The following is a 16,336-nucleotide window of genomic DNA, read 5'->3' as shown; positions in this document are numbered from 1 at the left end:
CGTCAGTAGGGGTAGTGCGGGATGGTGGTGCCCGTCTCGATGCCGCGTGCCGAGCCGTGGCGATCGATGCCGAGCCCGTCGAGCAGGCGCCCCCGGAGTTCGGCGAGCTCGGCCGATCCGCGGTCGCGGGGGCGGTGGCCGGGCACGACGATCGTCTGCGTGACGACGGCGCCCGGGGTCTCGCCCTCGTGGCCGAGCAGGATCACGCGGTCGGCCAGTTGCAGCGCCTCGTCGACGTCGTGCGTGACGAGCAGCACGGTCGCGGGCTCGGCGGCGTGCACGTCGAGCAGGAGGTCCTGCATCTTCAGGCGCGTGAGCGCGTCGAGGGCGCCGAACGGCTCGTCGAGCAGCAGCACGGCGGGGTTGCGCGCGAGCGCCCGCGCGAGCGAGGTGCGCTGCGCCATGCCGCCGGAGACCTCGCGGGGGCGGTGGTCGGCGAAGTCGGCGAGGCCGACGAGGTCGAGCAGCCTGGCGACCTGCTCGCGCGCGGCGGGGCGGGGCGTGCCGCGGGGCAGCCCGAGGGCCACGTTGTTCGCGATCGTGCGCCACGGCAGCAGGCGCGGCTCCTGGAATCCGACGGCCGACCGGGCGTCGAACGGCTTCACCGGCTCGCCGTCGATGAGCGCGGCGCCCTGCGTGGCCTGGTCGAGGCCGCCGGCGATGCGCAGGAGGGTCGACTTGCCGCATCCGCTCGGACCGAGGATCGCGACGATCTCGCCCGCGGCGATCTCGAGGTCGATGTCTCGCAGCACCTGCCGGTCGCCCGTCTGCGAGGCGAACGCCCTGCCGATTCCGCGGAGCGAGACCGGAGCCGCGGCTGCCGAGCTCGCGACTGCCGAGCTCGTGACTGCCGCTCCTGCGACTGCCGCTCCCGCGCTTGCCGCGCCCGCAACGGCGCCCGTGTCACCGGCGGCTGAGCCCGCCTCGGCGCCCGGTCGCGCGTTCGACGACACTGCGCGAGCGGTGGCGGATGCCGCGGCCATGGCGTCTCCTCGACGTGCGGTGGCTGGTGGGGGTGGCTTCGACGGTACCCAGCCGGGAAGGCGCTGTCAGGCGCCCGCGACCCGGGGCGTAACACGGCGGGATCTCGTATGACGCCCGGAGACGTCGAAGGTCCTGCGATCAGGCTGCCTCGGGCGTGCCGATACCAGCAGGCTCTTCGATCTCGAAGGTGCGCGTCGTCGTGGGCTCTTGCACCTTTTCAGGACCACAGCGGTCATGGACGCATGATGCACTCATGACCGATGTGGTCCTGAAAAGGTGGGTTCGCCTACCCGGCTTACGGGCGGCCGCGCGCAGCATCCGCTCGCCCGAGCAGCAACGCCCGCTCGCGCTCGTTCGAGGTCATCGCGGCGGCGCGCTCGAACTCGACGGCGGCCTCGAGCCCGCGGCCGAGCCGTTCGTAGAGGTCGCCGCGCACGCTCGGCAGCAGGTGGTAGCCGCGCAGGGCGGGCAGGTCGTCGAGCTGGTCGAGCAGGGCGAGGCCCGCGTCGGGTCCGTACGCCCGGCTGAGGGCGACGGCGCGGTTGAGTTCGGCGACGGCCGAACCGGTGCGACGCCCCAACCGCTCGTAGAGCTCCGCGATCGTCGCCCAGTCGGTGGCGTCGACGGATGCCGCGCGCGCATGCTCGTCGGCGATCGCGGCCTGCAGCACGTACGGTCCGGGCTCCGCCGCGACGCTGACCGATGGCTCGGCGGTGAGCAGGGCGTCGGCGCGCGCGAGTGCGGCCTGGCCGCGGCGGATGCGCGCGGCATCCCAGGTGCGCCGGTCCTGGGCGTCGAGCAGCACGGGCTCGCCGTCGGGGCCTACCCGGGCGGCGAGCCGAGACGACTGCAGCTCCATGAGCGCGGAGAGGCCGTGCACCTCGGGCTCGCCCGGCACGAGCGCGGTGAGGATGCGCCCGAGACGAACGGCCTCGTCGCAGAGCGCCGGACGCATCCAGTCCTCGCCCTCGGTCGCCGAGTAGCCCTCGTTGAAGAGCAGGTAGACGACGCCGAGCACGGTCTGCAGCCGCTCGGCGCGCTCGACGCCGCTCGGCTCCTCGATGGCCGCGCCCGCCTCGGCGAGCGTGCGCTTCGCACGGGACACGCGCTGGGCGATCGTCGCCTCCGGGGCGAGGAACGCCCGGGCGATCTCGCGCGTCGACAGGCCCGCGACGAGCTTCAGCGTGAGCGTGGTCTGCGCCTCGGGCGTGAGGGCCGGGTGGCAGCAGATGAACATCAGCCGCAGCACGTCGTCCTCGACATGGTCGATGCCCGCGCCCGGGTCGGTCTCGACGGCCTCGTCGAGTTCTCGGGCGAGCGCCGCGAAGGCGCTGTCGTGCTTGGCGCGTCGACGGAACTCGTCGACCGCCCGGCGCTTCGCGGTGGTCATGAGCCAGGCTCCGGGACTGCTCGGGATGCCGGTGGCCGGCCACTGGGCGAGGGCGGCGACGATCGCGTCCTGCGCGACGTCTTCAGCCAGGCCGACGTCGCGCACGAAGCGCACGAGCGCGGCGATGAGGCGCGTCGACTCCAGCCGCCAGACGGCCTCGATCGCGGCGCGCGTCGTCTCCTCACCCACGTGGGCATGAGACCACGCGCGCCGCCCGGACGCAAGGGCGCGGCTCAGTACTCCGCGATCTGCCGGATCTCGACGCTGCCGACGAAGCCGGGCCAGTTGTCGACGTGGATCTGCATGAGCCGCCGCGCCAGTTCGAGCGCCTCCTCGTGCGTGCGCACCTCGACGATCGCGTAGCCGCCGACGAGTTCCTTCGCCTCGGTGAACGGGCCGTCGACGGCCTTGATGGCGCCGTCGGCGAGCGAGACGATCGCGCCGGCCGAACTCGGCAGCAGGCCCTGGCTGTCGATGAGCACCCCGGCCTCGCGGCCCCAGCGGTCGTACTCGGCCATGGCCTCGTACATCGCGGGCGGCGTCTGGCCGTTCTCGTCGGTCGACTTCATCATGCACAGGTAACGCATGGGGTTCCTCCTCCATGAGGCGCGCCCGGTCGGCGTGCCCTCACCATAGCGTCGGTGCCGCTCGGCCGTTCTCGACATGGGCGGAAGACGACTTCGGAGTGATTTCCGAGAGTGTGTCGAGAACGGATGCCGCGCCGCGACGCCTTGGTGAACGACCCGATCGACCGGGTCGCCGACCGGAGGGAAGCACACCATGGACACCACCTCGACCGTCGACGTCGACGCCGCCCGCCTCGCCGGGCGGAGCCCGCATCCGCACGCCGTCGCCCAGGCCCCGGATGCCGCGACTCGGCGTCTGGTGCTCGCGGGCGTCGTCGCCGGGCCGCTCTTCGTCGTGGCCGGACTCGTGCAGGCGCTCGCGCGTGAGGGATTCGACCTGTCGCGGCATCCGCTCAGCCTGCTCTCGCTCGGCGACCGCGGATACCTGCAGATCGCGAACTTCATCGTCGCCGGCGTGCTCATGCTCGCCTTCGCGGTCGGCGCCCGCCGCAGCCTCGGCGACGGCCCAGGGCGGGTGTGGGCGCCCGTGCTGTTCGGCCTCTACGGCGTCGGACTCGTGCTCGGCGGGGCCTTCACGGCGGATCCGGCCCTCGGCTTCCCGCTCGGCACACCCGACGGGTACCCGACCGAGTGGACCTTCCACGGCGGCGTGCACGCGTTCGCGGCGCCGCTCGCGTTCCTCGCGCTCGTGGCCGTGACGTTCGTCGTCGCGAAGCGGCTGCGCTGGGAGGGGCGGCGAACGGCGGCGGCCTGGTCGATCGTGATCGGGCTCGCCTGCCTGGTGCTCTGCGTGCCGTTCGGGCCGGCAGCCAGCATCCGCCTGTTCGTGGGCGTGGCGCTCGGGTTCGCGTGGATCACGGCCTACGCCGTCTCGCTGCTGCGCCGCTGATCCACGCGGCTCTCACCTTTTCAGGACCACATCGGTCATGGACGCATATTGCACGCATGACCGATGTGGTCCTGAAAAGGTGGTCTATTCGACAAACGTGGTCTATTCGACCGGGGATGCCACGGCGACGGCGGGCTGACGACGGCGGGCCCTCGCGGCATCCGTCGCCCCGAGCCGGCGAACCTGCTCGAGCCAGGCGGCGCGCTTCTCGGGGGTCGAGAAGCGGACGGGCGTCAGGCGCGTGATGCCGATGGTGCGCACGCCGCAGTACCCGAGGGTCGCCCGCTTGAGCGAGGTCTCGGCGGCGTTGCGGTAGACGAACCGGTTCCACGCGATCGGCGAGTCCATGGTCATGACGATGCGGGCCGTCTTGCCGTCGAGGAGGCGCGTCGAGATCTGCCCGCGTCCGTACGTGAACGCCGTGCCCGAGAGGATGGCGCGGTCGAGGAACGCCTTCAGCACGGCCGGGTAGGTGCCCCACCACTGCGGGAAGAAGAACACGAGGTGGTCGGCCCACGCGACGTCGTCGACGAAGGCGCGGATGCGGGGTTCGAGGTGCGAGGTGTCGCCGTCTGGCGCGCGCAGATCGCCGCGGGCCGTGGGCAGCAGGTCGAACTCCCGCTCTGCGAGGTCGATGACCCGCAGGTCGGCGGGGGCGACGGATGCCGCGCGCAGGCCGGTCAGGTACTGCGCGGCGAGGGCGTGGTTGAAACTGCCCGCGTTGGGGTGGCCGATGATCACGAGCGTGTTCGTCATGGTTCAGTGCTCCTTGGAGTCGAGGTGGCGGATGACGGTCTTGAGGTCTTCGTGCAGGGCGGCGAGGTCGACGGTCGCGAGGTCGTCGAACGTCTCGGTGAACGACGCATCGAGCACCGGCAGCGCCTCGGCGAGGAAGCGCCCCGCCTTCGGGGTGATCGAGAGCAGCACGCGACGCGCATTCGCGGGGTCGGTGTGCGTCTGCACCCAGCCGGCCTCGACGAACGCGGGCACCCGCTTGCTCACGGCGGCCTTGCTGACCCCGAGGCAGGTCGCGAGCGTCGTGATGTCGGGCGGCGGCGCGAGATCGGCGAGCACGGCGATGAACATGAACTGGCTGTAGCTCATTCCGAAGCGCTGTTGCAGCAACTGGTCGGCGAAGCGGTCCATGCGGTCGACGAGGTAGTGCAGGGTGACCGTCACGCGGTCGCCGAGCGGGCCACCGGATTCGGGTCGGGGGTTCGGTTCGGCGGTCATGGGATGAGTAAACCGGTTGACACGTTGGATGTCAACAGGTTGACAGATATTTCGTCAACATGTTGACACCCTCTGGGTACGGTCCGGGTACAGTCCGGGTACAGTCCGGGTCCGGGTCCGGGCCGCGTCCGCGTGCAGGAGAATGGACGGATGACGAGAACGGTGCGCGGGGCGAGACTTCTCATCACGGGCGCTGCGGGCGGCATGGGCCGCATGTACGCGCAGCGCGCGGTGGCCGAGCACGCGGCATCCGTCACCCTCTGGGATCGCGACGCCTCGGCGCTCGCGCGCACCGTCGACGAGCTCGGCGCCGTCTCGCGCGGGCGCACCCGCATCCACTCCTACGTCGTCGACCTGGCCGACCTCGGCTCGATCGCCAAGCACGCGCAGAAGGTGCGCAAGGAGGTCGGCAACCCCGACGTGCTCATCAACAACGCCGGCATCGTGCGCGGCAACGAGTACTTCTGGCAGACCGACAACGGCGACGACACCCGCCCGACCATGCAGGTCAACGCGCTCGCGCCCATGTACGTGACCCGCGAGTTCCTGCCCGGCATGATCGCCGCCGCCTATCGGCCTGCCCGCATCGTGAACATCGCCTCGGCGGCGGGCACGCTGGCGAACCCGCGCATGGCGACCTACGCCGCCTCGAAGGCCGCGCTCATCGGCTGGAGCGACTCGTTGCGGCTCGAACTCGAACAGGCCGACCACACCAACGTGAAGGTCACCACCGTGACGCCGAGCTACATCTCGACCGGCATGTTCGCGGGCGCGAGAGGGCCGGTGCTCACGCCGATCCTCGAGCCCGAGTTCGTCGTCGACAAGGTCTGGGCGGCGATGCTCAAGGGCCGGCCGCTGCTCGAGCTGCCGTGGAGCGTCGGACTCTCACGGGCGCTCAGGGGAATCCTGCCGACGCGCGTGTTCGACCGACTCGTGGGCAACGGCTTCGGCGTCTACCGGTCGATGGAGCGGTTCACCGGCCGCTGACCGCGATCGGCTCGCACGCGCACCGGCTGCGGGCGCCGCCGAAGGGCGACGAGGCCGAGCAGCAACGGGCCGACGACGGCCGAGAGGCAGATGACGGCGAGCCAGGAATCCGCGTTCATGCCTGCACGATAGGCCTGCAGGCTGAACGCCCGCCGCGAATCAGAGCTCCTTGCGCATGTGCAGCGAGGCCGTGAGGTAGCCGAGGCTCTCGTAGAGCGTGATCGCCGGGATGTTGTAGGCGAACGCGTTCAGCCCGAGGCTCTTCGCGCCGCCCTCGCGCGCGATCGCATCGGCTCGCTGCATGACGACCCTCGCGATGCCGCGCCGCTGGAACTCGTCGTACACGCGGATGTCGTAGATCCACCAGTCCTCGACGCCGGTGCCGTTCCAGGGCCCGAGCCAGAACCACCCCGCGTCCTCGCCTGCGAGGCGGACCGTGAAGAGCAGGTGGCCGTCGATCAGCCGCCCGTCGGGGAAGAACCGCTGCTCCGACTCGGCGCGGGCGGCATCGGCCCCCTCGGCGCTGTCCCCCGCCTCCATGCGCGACTCCTCGTACTCGCGCATCGCGACGGGCAGCCAGGCGGCGACCTCCTCGGGGCTCATCGGCTCGAGCGTGATGTCGTCGGGGTTCGCCTGCGTCATGGCTCCATGCTGGCGGATGTCGCGGCGGATGTCTCGGGCGGATGTCTCGGCGACCCGTCAGTCGTCGCCCTTGTCCTTCCCCTTGCCCTTGTCTTTGCCCTTGTCGTCGTTCTTCCCGCCCTTGTTGCCGCTGTTGCCCGGAGCGTCGTCGGAGTCGTCCGAGTCGTCGGTGGTCGGCACCGGGGTCGGGGTCGGTGTCGTCGCAACCTCCGCGGCCTCGAGGTCGGCCCTGACGAGCTCGATGGACTCGCGGATCTCCTGCTCCTGTGCGGCGTCGAGGCTGCCGTCGGTCGCGGCAGCATCGACAGCCGCCTCGAGCCGGTCGAGCTCGGCGAGGGCGCCGACGTAATCGGCCGACGCCGCGCGCTCCGAGACGCGCACGACCGACGCGTGCATGCCGGCCGCCTCGTCGTCCGTCGATGCGCACGACGAGAGGCCGAGCCCGAGCATGAGCGCGAGGGCGGCCGCCGCGACGATCGCGGCGCGCGGACGCGAGGAGGGGCGCATCACCCGGTCACCGCCTCGTCGAGCTGCTCGAGGTGCACGCCGAGCTCGCCGGGAACGCTCGGAAGCGGTTCTGGCTCGGGCGCGGGCGGTGCCGCGAGGGGCGTGACGAGGATCCAGAGCAACGCGACGGCCGCGGCGACGAGCAGCGCGACGACGGCGGCGCGGGCCTTGCGCACGGGTCGCCGCGACGCCGCGGCACCGGGGGCGGGCGAGCGCTCGGGCTTGGGCTCGGGCTCGGACTTCGACGCGGGCGCGCCGGTCGCGGTGAGCACGCGGGTGGGGTCGTCGCCGGTCTCGACCTCGGGCTCCACCGGCAGCCGCTTCGTCGGGGCGTCGTCGGCGACGGTTGCCGCGGCCGCGGCCGCGGTCATGGCGACGGTCGGCGTCTCGGCGACCTCGGCCAACGCGACCGTCGCCGCCGTGGCGCCGGCATCCGCTCGTTCCGAGACGTCGAGTGCGGATGCCGCGACGACGACCTCGAGCGCCGTCGGACGGTCGCCGGGCTCACGTGCGGTCATCGACCGGAGCAGGGCGACCCAGTCGTCGCCGAGCTCGGCCGGGATCGCGGGGTCGCGCACGAGTCGCGCCGCCGCGGATTCCGCGGCCGGGCCGGGGAAGGCGGTGGCACCGCCGCGGGCTTCGAGCATGAGGAGCCCGAGTGCGTAGACGTCGGAGGCGGGTCCGGGATCCGCGCCGGTGACCTGCTCGGGACTGAGGTAGCCGGGGGTGCCCACCAGCAGGCCGGTGCCGGTGAGCCGGGCGTCGTCGATGAGCCTCGCGATGCCGAAGTCCGCGAGCTTCGCGTTCCAGGTGCGGCTCGGCACGTGCGCGGGCTCGAGCAGCACGTTCGCCGGCTTCACGTCGCGATGCACGATGCCGCGACCGTGGATCACGTGCAACGCCTCGGCGAGGTCGGCGAGGATCACCGCGGCATCCGCCGGCCCGATCGGCCCCAACCGCAGGGTCTCGCGCAGGTCGTGCCCGTCGACGAGCTCCATCACGAGGAACTCGCGCCCCGTGGTCTGGTCGTGCGATGCGTCGTAGAGGCGCACCAGTCCGCGGTGGGAGAGGCTCGCGAGCAGCGCGATCTCCGACGAGCGGCGCTGCGCGTCGTCGAGGCCCTCTGCCGTGGCCGAGAACACCTTGACGGCCACCTGGCGTTCGAGCGCGAGATCTTCACCGCGGTACACGCTCGCCATGCCGCCCCGGCCGACGAGGCCGTCGAGGCGGTAGCGCGCGTCGAGCGTTGCTCCGATGAGCGGGTCGCCGGCGACGCGTCGGGGGGAGGTCGTCACCCTTCGAGCGTAGTTCGAACGACCGGCGGCCGCCCGCGGAGCTCGGGGGCTGGCCACGCGGCGACCGATGCGGTACAGGCGGCAGAGCTCACTGGTACGACACGAGATCGGGTTGCGGCGAGACCTCGCTCATCGTCTGCTCGGGCGTGAGCATCGGCCCGTCTTCGTCGATGAAGTTCTTCCAGCCCCAGGCGGCATCGGGTGCCCCGGCGCGCAGCGCGTTCCACGTCGCCTGCTTCGCCGGCTGCGTGCCGTTGCCGTCGACGTGGAAGAGCACGCTCACCTCGGGCCGGTCGACCTCGATGCGGTCGCGGTGCAGGATCATGTCGCCGCGGAACTGGTGCAGCACGAGCAGCTTCGGCGGCAGGTCGTGCTCGTCGCAGATCGCGGCGAGTTCGTCGACGACCTCGTTCACCTCGCTCGCCTCGACCTGGCCGATGTCGACGAGGTGGCGCTGATTCGCGTCGAGGCGCCACTCGGGATCGAGCGCGAGCCCAACCCACGGGTACTCGAGCAGCGATCGGTACTCCTCGAGCTGGGCAGGGAACGAGTCGCGACCCGGCTGCAGGTCGAGGATCACGTACTGCCCTGCGGCCCCCGCCGCCTCGATCCAGGGCACGAGGTCTTCGGCATCGGGCTCGCTCGAGAAGTCGCCGTCGGGCGTCGGGGCCCCGGAGGCGAGCGTCGTGATGATCTCGAGCGCGGGCATCACCGTGCGGTCGGTCAGGTCGTCGTAGGTCGCCGCGGTCTTCGCGGCCCGCTCGACGGTCGCGGGGAGTGGTTGCTCTCCGAGCACGCCGAGCGTGGGGGAGTCGGGCTTGCCGTACAGCGCGATGAGCAGGCGGTCGGGGAAGAGCACCTGCCCCCCGCCCGGCAGCTGCTCGCCCGTGCGTGCCGTGCGCACCTGCCAGTCGAGGGCTTCGGATGCCGCGAACTCTGGGCCGATCGCGATGGCCGGCCCCCCGTCGGCCGCATGCAGCGCCTCGATCGCCCCGGCGGATCGCTGCGGATTCGGGTCGTCGGCGGGCAGCATCTCGACGGTCGCGCCGGCGGCCCGTGCGGTCGCCGTCGATGCCGCGTCGGGATCGGTGGCGAGCACGACGGCGGTCGACGGTTCGTGCGCGAGGTCGAGGCCGGCGTTCGCGTCGTCGATCGCGTCGGCAGCGTCGGATGCGGCGTCGGAACCGCCGACCCGCACGATGTCGCGGTCGCCGTACGCGTCGCCCTCGGTCGCAGGCGAGGGGTCGGCCTCGATCGCGACGACCTGCGAGACGCCCAGGCGGTCGAGCTCCGCGACGAGCGGGTCGGCGCCGTCGGCCGGTGCGGCGGACTCGGATGCGTCCGCGGACGCAGGCGCGCTCTCGGGAGCCGTCGCCGGAGCCGACGCGTCGCCGGTGCCCGTGCCGCTGCCGCCGCCCTCGTCGCCGCCCGGAGCGACGAGCAGCGGCACGCCGAGCTCGACGGCGACCTCCGACCCGATCGCGACCTCATCGGCGGTGGCCGGACTGACGATCGCGACGGGCGACGACGCGAACAGGGTCGAGCTCACGGCGATGGCGGCCGCCGCGGCATCCGTCTCGTCGATGACCGTGAGCGGTGCCTCGGGCGCGTGCACCTCGGGCGAAACCGTCGCGGGAGGGTCGGGCGTCGGGGTGCAGCCCGCGAGCACGAGCAGCGCGCCGACGGCGATCGCCGTCGAGGTCGTGCTGCCCATGCGATGCACGTCGGCCGCCTAGAAGATCATCGGCCGATCGTCGTCGTCGCCGCCCAGGTCGAGGTCGACGAGCACGGGCACGTGGTCGCTCGGGGCGGTGCCCTTGCGCTCGTTGCGGTGGATGGACGCACCGGTCACGGCGTGGGCGAAGGCCTCGGAGCCGAGCACGAAGTCGATGCGCAGGCCCTCGTTGCGGGGGAAGCGCAGCTGCTTGTAGTCCCAGTAGGTGAAGCCCTCCGGCACGAGCGGGCGCACCACGTCGGTGACGCCGGCGCCCTCGAGGCCGAAGAACGCCTCGCGCTCGGCGGGTGAGACGTGCGTGGTCACGCCCTCGATGACCGTGGGGTCGCCGTTGTCGTGGTCGAACGGCACGATGTTGAAGTCGCCCATGAGTGCGAACGGCCGGGTCGGGTGGGCGGCCGTCTCGGCGCGCGTGTACTCGGTGAGGGCGGCGAGCCAGTCGAGCTTGTACGTGTAGTGCGGGTCGTCGAGCGACCGGCCGTTGGGCACGTAGAGGCTCCACAGGCGCACGCCGTCGATCGTCGCGCCGAGCGCGCGCGCCTCTTTCGGCAGGTCGGGGCCCTCGTGGCCCTTGAGGAAGCCGGGCATGCCGGGGAACTCGATCGCGACGTCTTCGATGGGCGCGCGGCTCGCGATGGCGACGCCGTTCCACTGGTTCAGGCCGTGGATCGCGAGCTCGTAGCCCGCGGCCTCGAACGCCTCGTGCGGGAACTGCTCGGGCTTGCACTTGATCTCCTGCATCGCCAGCACGTCGACGTCTTCGCGCACCATCCAGTCGACGGTGCGTTCGACGCGGGTGCGGATCGAGTTGACGTTCCAGGTGGCGATGCGCATGGGTTCAAGCCTACGGTCGGCGTGCGACACCGATGAACGCGGGCGGACGCCGCGGGCGGCCGTTCAGGCGGACAGTTCGGGCCCGTCGTCGGCCGCCGCCCGCACGAGCGGCAGCACCACCCACGCCGCGATCACGACCACCGCGCCGACGCCGAGCGCCCACCACCCCGCCTCGCGCGACACCGCGACGTCGAACACGAGCGAGGTGACGCCGACGAGCAGCAGCCCGACCACGGCGAGGTGCGCGACGAGCAGCCGGTTGCCGGTCAGCACGAGCCGCTCCTTGACCTTGCGGCGGAACAGCGCGCGGTGCAGGGTCACCGGGCCGAGCCCGATCACGGTCGCGAGCCCGGCGAGCGAGACGAGCACGAGGTACAGCCGCACCTGGTAGTCGTCGAGCTCGTCGAACCTCGGCTGGAAGGCGACCGCGATCAGGAACCCGCCGATCAGCTGCGTGCCGGTCAGCGCGACGCGCAACTCCTGCAGGATCTCGTTCCAGTTGCGGTCGCTGCGCTGGTTCGCGGTCTCGTCGCGGCCGTCATCGGGCGCGACATCCGGGTGGGCGTCCATGGCTCGATCGTACGCAGAGCGGATGCCGCATCCGCAAGCCCTTGCGAACCGGAGCGCCTCGCCGCGACCGGCACCGTCGGGTCGGATCACCCCCGTTCTGGGAATCGCCCTTCGAGGCCGAGCAGCGTTCACTTGGAGACCAGTACTCGGTCTGCGTCACCCGCACGTGCCGCACCCTCGGCCGGCAGTCCGAGTCCCGCCCGTCCGCCCGCCCCCCGCCAGCGGCGTCACCCCCGTCGCGCCTACCCGAACCGATGTGATCATGCGTGGAATGACAGCAGCCATCCTGCTCGCCTCCGGACTCGTCCTCCTCGGAGGGCAGTCGGCGAACGCGGCGGAGACCCCCACTCCCGTCGCGCCCGGCTACGCCCCCGGGGTGTCGGTCGAACCGACGCTCGGCGGCTCGACCGCGGTCGGCGTCTGCGACGACGACGTCCCGTACATCTTCTACTCCGTGACGCTGACCGACCCCGACGGGGTCGCGACGTCGGACTTCGCGAAGCTCATCCTGCAGGGGGCCGACGGCCAGTCGCTCGAGATCCCGCTCGGCGAGCTCGTCGACGGGTCGCTCTCGGGGAGCGTGCTGTGGCCGGGCGCCTCGGTCGACGCGAGCGGCGCTGCGACCGGATGGCCCGGTTGGGCGTTCGTCGACGGCGAGTGGGTCGAGACCACCGGCAACTTCGCGTGGACCCGCACGGTGACCTCCGCGACGCTCGTCGTCAACCCCGACCTCGAGGTGGCGCTCAGCTACCCGCCTGCCACGCCCGGCTGCACCGACCCGGCCGGCTCGACGCCCGCAGGTGTTGCGAGCGCCGGCGAGGCGCTGCCCGACACGGGTGTCGCGTCGTGGACGGCGCCGCTCGGGATCGCTGCCGCGGGCGCCGTGCTGCTCGGGCTCATGCTGATCCGTCGCCGTGCCGGGGCGTCGCGGTCCAGGGTGCAGCCCTGAGATGACGTCCGAAGCTCCGGGCCGTCCGAAGCGTCGCCGCGTTCGCCTGGTGCTGCTGGGCATCGGTGCGCTCGTCGCCGTCGCGCTCGCCGCGGCCGCGTGGGTGGGCGTGCGCGGGTGGCTCGCGAGGGGCGAGCTCGAGGCCGCCGTCGACGCGGCGGGATCCGTCATGTCCGCGATGTCCGCCCAGGACCGGCCGGCAGCGGCCCGCGAGGCGGAGCGGCTCGACGAGCACGCGTCCGCCGCGGCGGCGCTCACGGGCGATCCGGTCTGGGCGGGGGCGCAGGTGATCCCGTGGATCGGCGACGACCTCCGGGCCGTCGGCGTGATGGCGGCTGCGCTCGCCAGGGTCTCGGCGGACGCCGTGCTGCCGCTCAGCACGACCGTCGCGGGCCTCGACGCCTCGTCACTGCGAGATGCGGAGGGCCGCATGGACATCGATCGGATCGCCGCATCGGCACCGGTCGTGCACCGCGCGGCGACCGCGATCGGCATCGCGGCCGACGAGGTCGAGGCCATTCCGTCGCGGGGGCTCCTGGGCCCGGTGGCGGGCGCGCGCACCAGGTTCCTCGGTGCGCTCACCGAGGCGTCGACGGTCGCGAACGGCGCCGACGACGCGCTGTCGTTCATCCCGGGGGCGCTCGGGCAGGACGCCCCGCGGCAGTACCTCATGCTCTCGCTCAACAACGCGGAACTCCGCACGGCGGGCGGCATCACGGGCGCGATCGCATTGGTGCGCATCGACGGCGGGCGGCTGACCATCGTGCGACAGGCGAGCACGAGCGACTTCGCGAAGTTCGACCCGCCGTTGACCGTCGACCCGGGCATGCGGTCGGTGTTCGGCGACGACGTCGGCAGCTACATCCAGAACACGACGATGACCCCCGACTTCGCGGAGACCGGCGAGCTCACGGCGGCCATGTGGCAACGGGTGTTCGGCGATCGCATCGACGGCGTCGTCGCCCTCGACCCCATCGCCCTGTCGTACCTGCTCCGGTCGACGGGACTCGTGACCGTCGACGGAGCCGACCCGCTCGACGCCGCGAACGCGGTCTCGCGCCTGCTCATCGAGCCGTACCAGGACCCGACGTTCGAGCAGGCCGCGCGGGACCGGTACTTCAGTTCGATCGCGGCGGCGACCTTCGAGGCCATGCTCCACGAGTCGGTCGACCTCGGAACCCTCGCGTGGGCGGTGGCCGAGTCCGGAGCGGAGCACCGCATCTCGATGTGGAGCGCCGATGCGGGCGAGCAGGCCATGCTCGAGCGGTCGCCGTTCGGCGGGCTCCTCGCCGCGCAGGCCGCAGCCGGCCCGCAGGCCTACGGCGTGTACCTCAACGACACGACGGCCGCGAAGCTCGATCCCTATCTCGACGTGGCGATCGACGTCGGCGCCGTTCAGACACGCGCCGACGCGCACGGTGACGTCACCGTCCGCGTCACGCTCACCGACGCCGTGACGCCGGCCGACCTCGTGCGCATGCCGATCGATGCGAGCGGCGCATACCGGGAGGGCTTCGGGCACGGACGGATCACGACGATCGTCACCGTTCGCGCGCCTGAGGGCGCGTTCAACGGCGGCGTCTTCGTCGACGGCGCGCCGGTGCCGTCCCTCGCACGCGACGTCGCGGGCGCGACGACGAGCTCGCTGCCGATCGACCTCGAGCCGGGCGAACAGGCGATCGTCGAGTTCAGGTTCGTGAGCGCCGAGCCCTTGCAGGCCGAGCCGCAGGTGGTGCACACGCCGCTCTTCGCCCCGCTCGAAGTCGGCTCGCTCTAGCCCCGCACTGGCCGCGACACCGGCGGAACTGCGAAGATCGTTCGAGGCGAGGATCGGGGGGTGCCGTGGGGTTCAGCATCGAAGGCGTCGAGGGCATGCCCGAGATCGGCAAGGGCGACGACCTCGCCGCGATCATCGTCGGGGCGGTGAGCCTGGAAGAGGGCGACATCCTGGTGATCACCTCGAAGATCGTGTCGAAGGCCGAGGGGCGGGTCATTGCCGCGGCCGATCGCGAGCAGGCGATCACCGACGAGACGGTGCGCGTCGTCGCGACGCGCGAGTACGAGGGCGGCGTCACCCGCATCGTCGAGAACCGCCAGGGCATCATCGGCGCCGCGGCCGGGGTCGACGCCTCGAACGCCCCCGACGGCACGGTGCTGCTGCTGCCGATCGACCCCGACGCGTCGGCGCGGGCGCTCGCCACCGGCATCCGCTCGCTCACCGGGCTCGGCATCGGCGTGATCCTCTCGGACACGCTCGGCCGGCCGTGGCGCGACGGGCAGACCGACATCGCGATCGGCGCGGCGGGCGTGCACGTCTTCGACGACCTGCGCGGGGCGACGGATGCCACGGGCAAGCCGCTCGCGGTCACGATGCCGTGCGTGGCCGACGAGATCGCGGGCGCCGCCGAGCTCGTCAAGGGCAAGTCCGCCGGGATCCCCGTGGCCGTCGTGCGCGGACTCGGCCGGTACGTGGGGGCGCTCGACCTGCCCGGGGCGCGCAGCATCCAGCGCCCGGCCGAGCGCGACCTGTTCCGCGTGGGCGCCGACGAGGCGTACGACAACGGGTATCGAGACGGCTTCGACGAGTCGCAGAACGAGGGCCCGCTGCGGCGCGACCTGTAGCTCTTCGACGCACTTCGTGTTTTTTGGATCCAGAACGGGGTGATCGGGGCGGTTATCCGCTACGTTCGGGATCCATGAGCGCGCAGAACGCAGCACCCGGGGGCACCACGGCGGCATCGGGCGACGGCGGGGCCGCCGCCCTCAAGCAACTCGCAGGCCAGCACGCGACCGGGTACCGCTCGGTCGGCGTCATGGTCTACGACATCCTCAAGGACGCGATCCTGAACGGCGCCCTGCTGCCGGGGCAGAAGCTGCGGCAGGAGACGCTCGCCGAGCTGATCGGCGTCTCGCGGCTGCCCGTGCGCTCGGCGCTGATCCAGCTCGAGGCCGACGGGCTCGTCGAGTTCCACGACCGCCGTGGGGCCGTGGTGAAGTCGCTCTCGCCGGCGCAGGCGAAGGAGGTCTACGACATCCGCGTGCTCCTCGAGGTGGAGGCGCTCCGGCTCACGATGGCCGCGCTCACCGACGATCGCGTCGCCCGCCTGCGCGAGCTCGGCAAGGCCGCCGACCGCCAGCAGGAGGGCTCGGACTTCGTCGACGCCCGCACCGAGTTCTACGCCGAGCTCTATGACGCCGAGCAGCGGCCCGTGCTCTGGGAGATGATCGAGCAGCTGCGCCTCAAGGTCGGCCGCTACGTGCTCGGCTGGCGCCTCGTGGGCGACGCCGAGCACAGCCACACGCACGAGCAGCTCATCGAGGCCGTCGCCTCCGGTGATGCCGACCGCGCCGTCGACGTGCTGCGCGACCACCTCGTCGGCGTGCGCGATGCCGTGCTCGAGCTGCTCGAGGCGGAGTCGAAGGCCGCGGATGCCGCGGCGCCGGCGTCGCGGGTGCGCGCACCGCGCTGAGCGGCCGGCGAGGCCGGTCGAGTAGCGGAGCGTATCGAGGCCTTGCGGGGTGCTGGTCTCGATACGGCGCCGGCGCGCCTACTCGACCGGCGAGGCCGGCGCGCCCGCCGGATTGCCGCGCCACACGCGGCGTCGCGCCGAGGCATCGGATCTCGGTATTGCATTTTGGATCCAGAATCCGGAATGATGGAGCTCGGGTCGCTCGAACGCACGACCTTCGCGAATTCGGACCCGGCACCTTCATCGGAGCGGGAGGATGGAGGG

18 protein-coding genes are annotated in these 16,336 nt (G+C 72.2%); 6 read left to right on the top strand and 12 right to left on the bottom strand.

Annotation, left to right across the window (positions count from 1 at the left end; all coding sequences use genetic code 11):
* Positions 1-2: 2 nt before the first annotated feature.
* The 3 genes from ASE68_RS18480 to ASE68_RS20460 all read right to left on the bottom strand — a co-directional run bounded on the left by ASE68_RS18480 (position 3) and on the right by ASE68_RS20460 (position 2,961).
* Positions 3-983 (bottom strand): ABC transporter ATP-binding protein, encoded by a 981-nt coding sequence (locus ASE68_RS18480; protein ID WP_082462496.1) that lies wholly within the window; start codon positions 981-983, stop codon positions 3-5.
* Between the two features lie 296 nt (positions 984-1,279).
* Positions 1,280-2,563 (bottom strand): RNA polymerase sigma factor, encoded by a 1,284-nt coding sequence (locus ASE68_RS18475; RefSeq protein WP_055862978.1) that lies wholly within the window; start codon positions 2,561-2,563, stop codon positions 1,280-1,282.
* Between the two features lie 44 nt (positions 2,564-2,607).
* Positions 2,608-2,961: a YciI family protein gene (locus ASE68_RS20460; protein ID WP_055862976.1), complete on the bottom strand. Its 354-nt coding sequence runs from the start codon at positions 2,959-2,961 to the stop codon at positions 2,608-2,610.
* A 193-nt stretch (positions 2,962-3,154) separates the two neighbouring features.
* Between ASE68_RS20460 and ASE68_RS18465 the strand changes: the two genes are divergently transcribed.
* Complete coding sequence (locus ASE68_RS18465; protein WP_055862973.1) at positions 3,155-3,850, top strand: DUF998 domain-containing protein; 696 nt, start codon at positions 3,155-3,157, stop codon at positions 3,848-3,850.
* 102 nt (positions 3,851-3,952) lie between these two features.
* On the opposite strand, the gene ASE68_RS18460 is transcribed toward ASE68_RS18465, so the two are convergent.
* On the bottom strand, positions 3,953-4,606 hold the full coding sequence (locus ASE68_RS18460) for an NAD(P)H-dependent oxidoreductase (RefSeq protein ID WP_055862971.1): 654 nt from the start codon (positions 4,604-4,606) through the stop codon (positions 3,953-3,955).
* A 3-nt stretch (positions 4,607-4,609) separates the two neighbouring features.
* Positions 4,610-5,083 (bottom strand): MarR family winged helix-turn-helix transcriptional regulator, encoded by a 474-nt coding sequence (locus ASE68_RS18455; protein ID WP_055862969.1) that lies wholly within the window; start codon positions 5,081-5,083, stop codon positions 4,610-4,612.
* Positions 5,084-5,233: 150 nt separating this feature from the next.
* Here ASE68_RS18455 and ASE68_RS18450 point away from each other — a divergent pair, with 150 nt between their 5' ends.
* Positions 5,234-6,070 carry an SDR family oxidoreductase gene (locus ASE68_RS18450; RefSeq protein ID WP_055862967.1) on the top strand — a complete coding sequence of 279 codons (837 nt, stop codon included), beginning with the start codon at positions 5,234-5,236 and terminating at the stop codon, positions 6,068-6,070.
* Here the strand turns inward: ASE68_RS18450 and ASE68_RS20375 are convergent.
* The 7 genes from ASE68_RS20375 to ASE68_RS18420 form a co-directional block, all read right to left on the bottom strand.
* A complete protein-coding gene (locus ASE68_RS20375; protein ID WP_157421767.1) occupies positions 6,037-6,189 on the bottom strand; it encodes a hypothetical protein in 153 nt (50 codons plus the stop codon). The genes ASE68_RS18450 and ASE68_RS20375 overlap by 34 nt on opposite strands.
* 40 nt (positions 6,190-6,229) lie before the next feature.
* Complete coding sequence (locus tag ASE68_RS18445) at positions 6,230-6,712, bottom strand: N-acetyltransferase (RefSeq protein WP_055862965.1); 483 nt, start codon at positions 6,710-6,712, stop codon at positions 6,230-6,232.
* Positions 6,713-6,769: 57 nt separating this feature from the next.
* Positions 6,770-7,222, bottom strand: coding sequence for a hypothetical protein (locus tag ASE68_RS18440; RefSeq protein ID WP_157421766.1), 453 nt, complete (start codon positions 7,220-7,222; stop codon positions 6,770-6,772).
* On the bottom strand, positions 7,219-8,514 hold the full coding sequence (locus tag ASE68_RS18435) for a serine/threonine-protein kinase (RefSeq protein WP_055862961.1): 1,296 nt from the start codon (positions 8,512-8,514) through the stop codon (positions 7,219-7,221). The genes ASE68_RS18440 and ASE68_RS18435 overlap by 4 nt, the downstream gene beginning before the upstream one ends.
* Positions 8,515-8,602: 88 nt before the next feature.
* Positions 8,603-10,228, bottom strand: coding sequence for a hypothetical protein (locus tag ASE68_RS18430; protein ID WP_055862960.1), 1,626 nt, complete (start codon positions 10,226-10,228; stop codon positions 8,603-8,605).
* A gap of 18 nt (positions 10,229-10,246) precedes the next feature.
* A complete protein-coding gene (locus ASE68_RS18425) occupies positions 10,247-11,083 on the bottom strand; it encodes an exodeoxyribonuclease III (protein ID WP_055862958.1) in 837 nt (278 codons plus the stop codon).
* Positions 11,084-11,146: 63 nt separating this feature from the next.
* A complete protein-coding gene (locus tag ASE68_RS18420) occupies positions 11,147-11,653 on the bottom strand; it encodes a DUF6328 family protein (protein WP_055862956.1) in 507 nt (168 codons plus the stop codon).
* 271 nt (positions 11,654-11,924) lie between these two features.
* Here ASE68_RS18420 and ASE68_RS18415 point away from each other — a divergent pair, with 271 nt between their 5' ends.
* From ASE68_RS18415 to ASE68_RS18400, 4 genes are all read left to right on the top strand, one after another.
* Positions 11,925-12,602: an LPXTG cell wall anchor domain-containing protein gene (locus ASE68_RS18415; protein WP_157421765.1), complete on the top strand. Its 678-nt coding sequence runs from the start codon at positions 11,925-11,927 to the stop codon at positions 12,600-12,602.
* 1 nt (position 12,603) lies between these two features.
* The gene (locus tag ASE68_RS18410; RefSeq protein WP_055862954.1) at positions 12,604-14,379 is read left to right on the top strand and encodes a DUF4012 domain-containing protein; all 1,776 of its coding nucleotides are present in this window, start codon (positions 12,604-12,606) and stop codon (positions 14,377-14,379) included.
* 95 nt (positions 14,380-14,474) lie between these two features.
* Positions 14,475-15,224, top strand: coding sequence for a coenzyme F420-0:L-glutamate ligase (cofE, locus tag ASE68_RS18405; protein ID WP_055863065.1), 750 nt, complete (start codon positions 14,475-14,477; stop codon positions 15,222-15,224).
* A 74-nt stretch (positions 15,225-15,298) separates the two neighbouring features.
* Positions 15,299-16,072 (top strand): GntR family transcriptional regulator, encoded by a 774-nt coding sequence (locus ASE68_RS18400; protein WP_055862952.1) that lies wholly within the window; start codon positions 15,299-15,301, stop codon positions 16,070-16,072.
* The last annotated feature ends 264 nt before the right edge of the window (positions 16,073-16,336 follow it).

Origin of the sequence: Agromyces sp. Leaf222, assembly GCF_001421565.1 — a bacterium.
Lineage (GTDB): Bacteria > Actinomycetota > Actinomycetes > Actinomycetales > Microbacteriaceae > Agromyces.
This window is presented reverse-complemented; position numbering and strand designations above follow the sequence as displayed.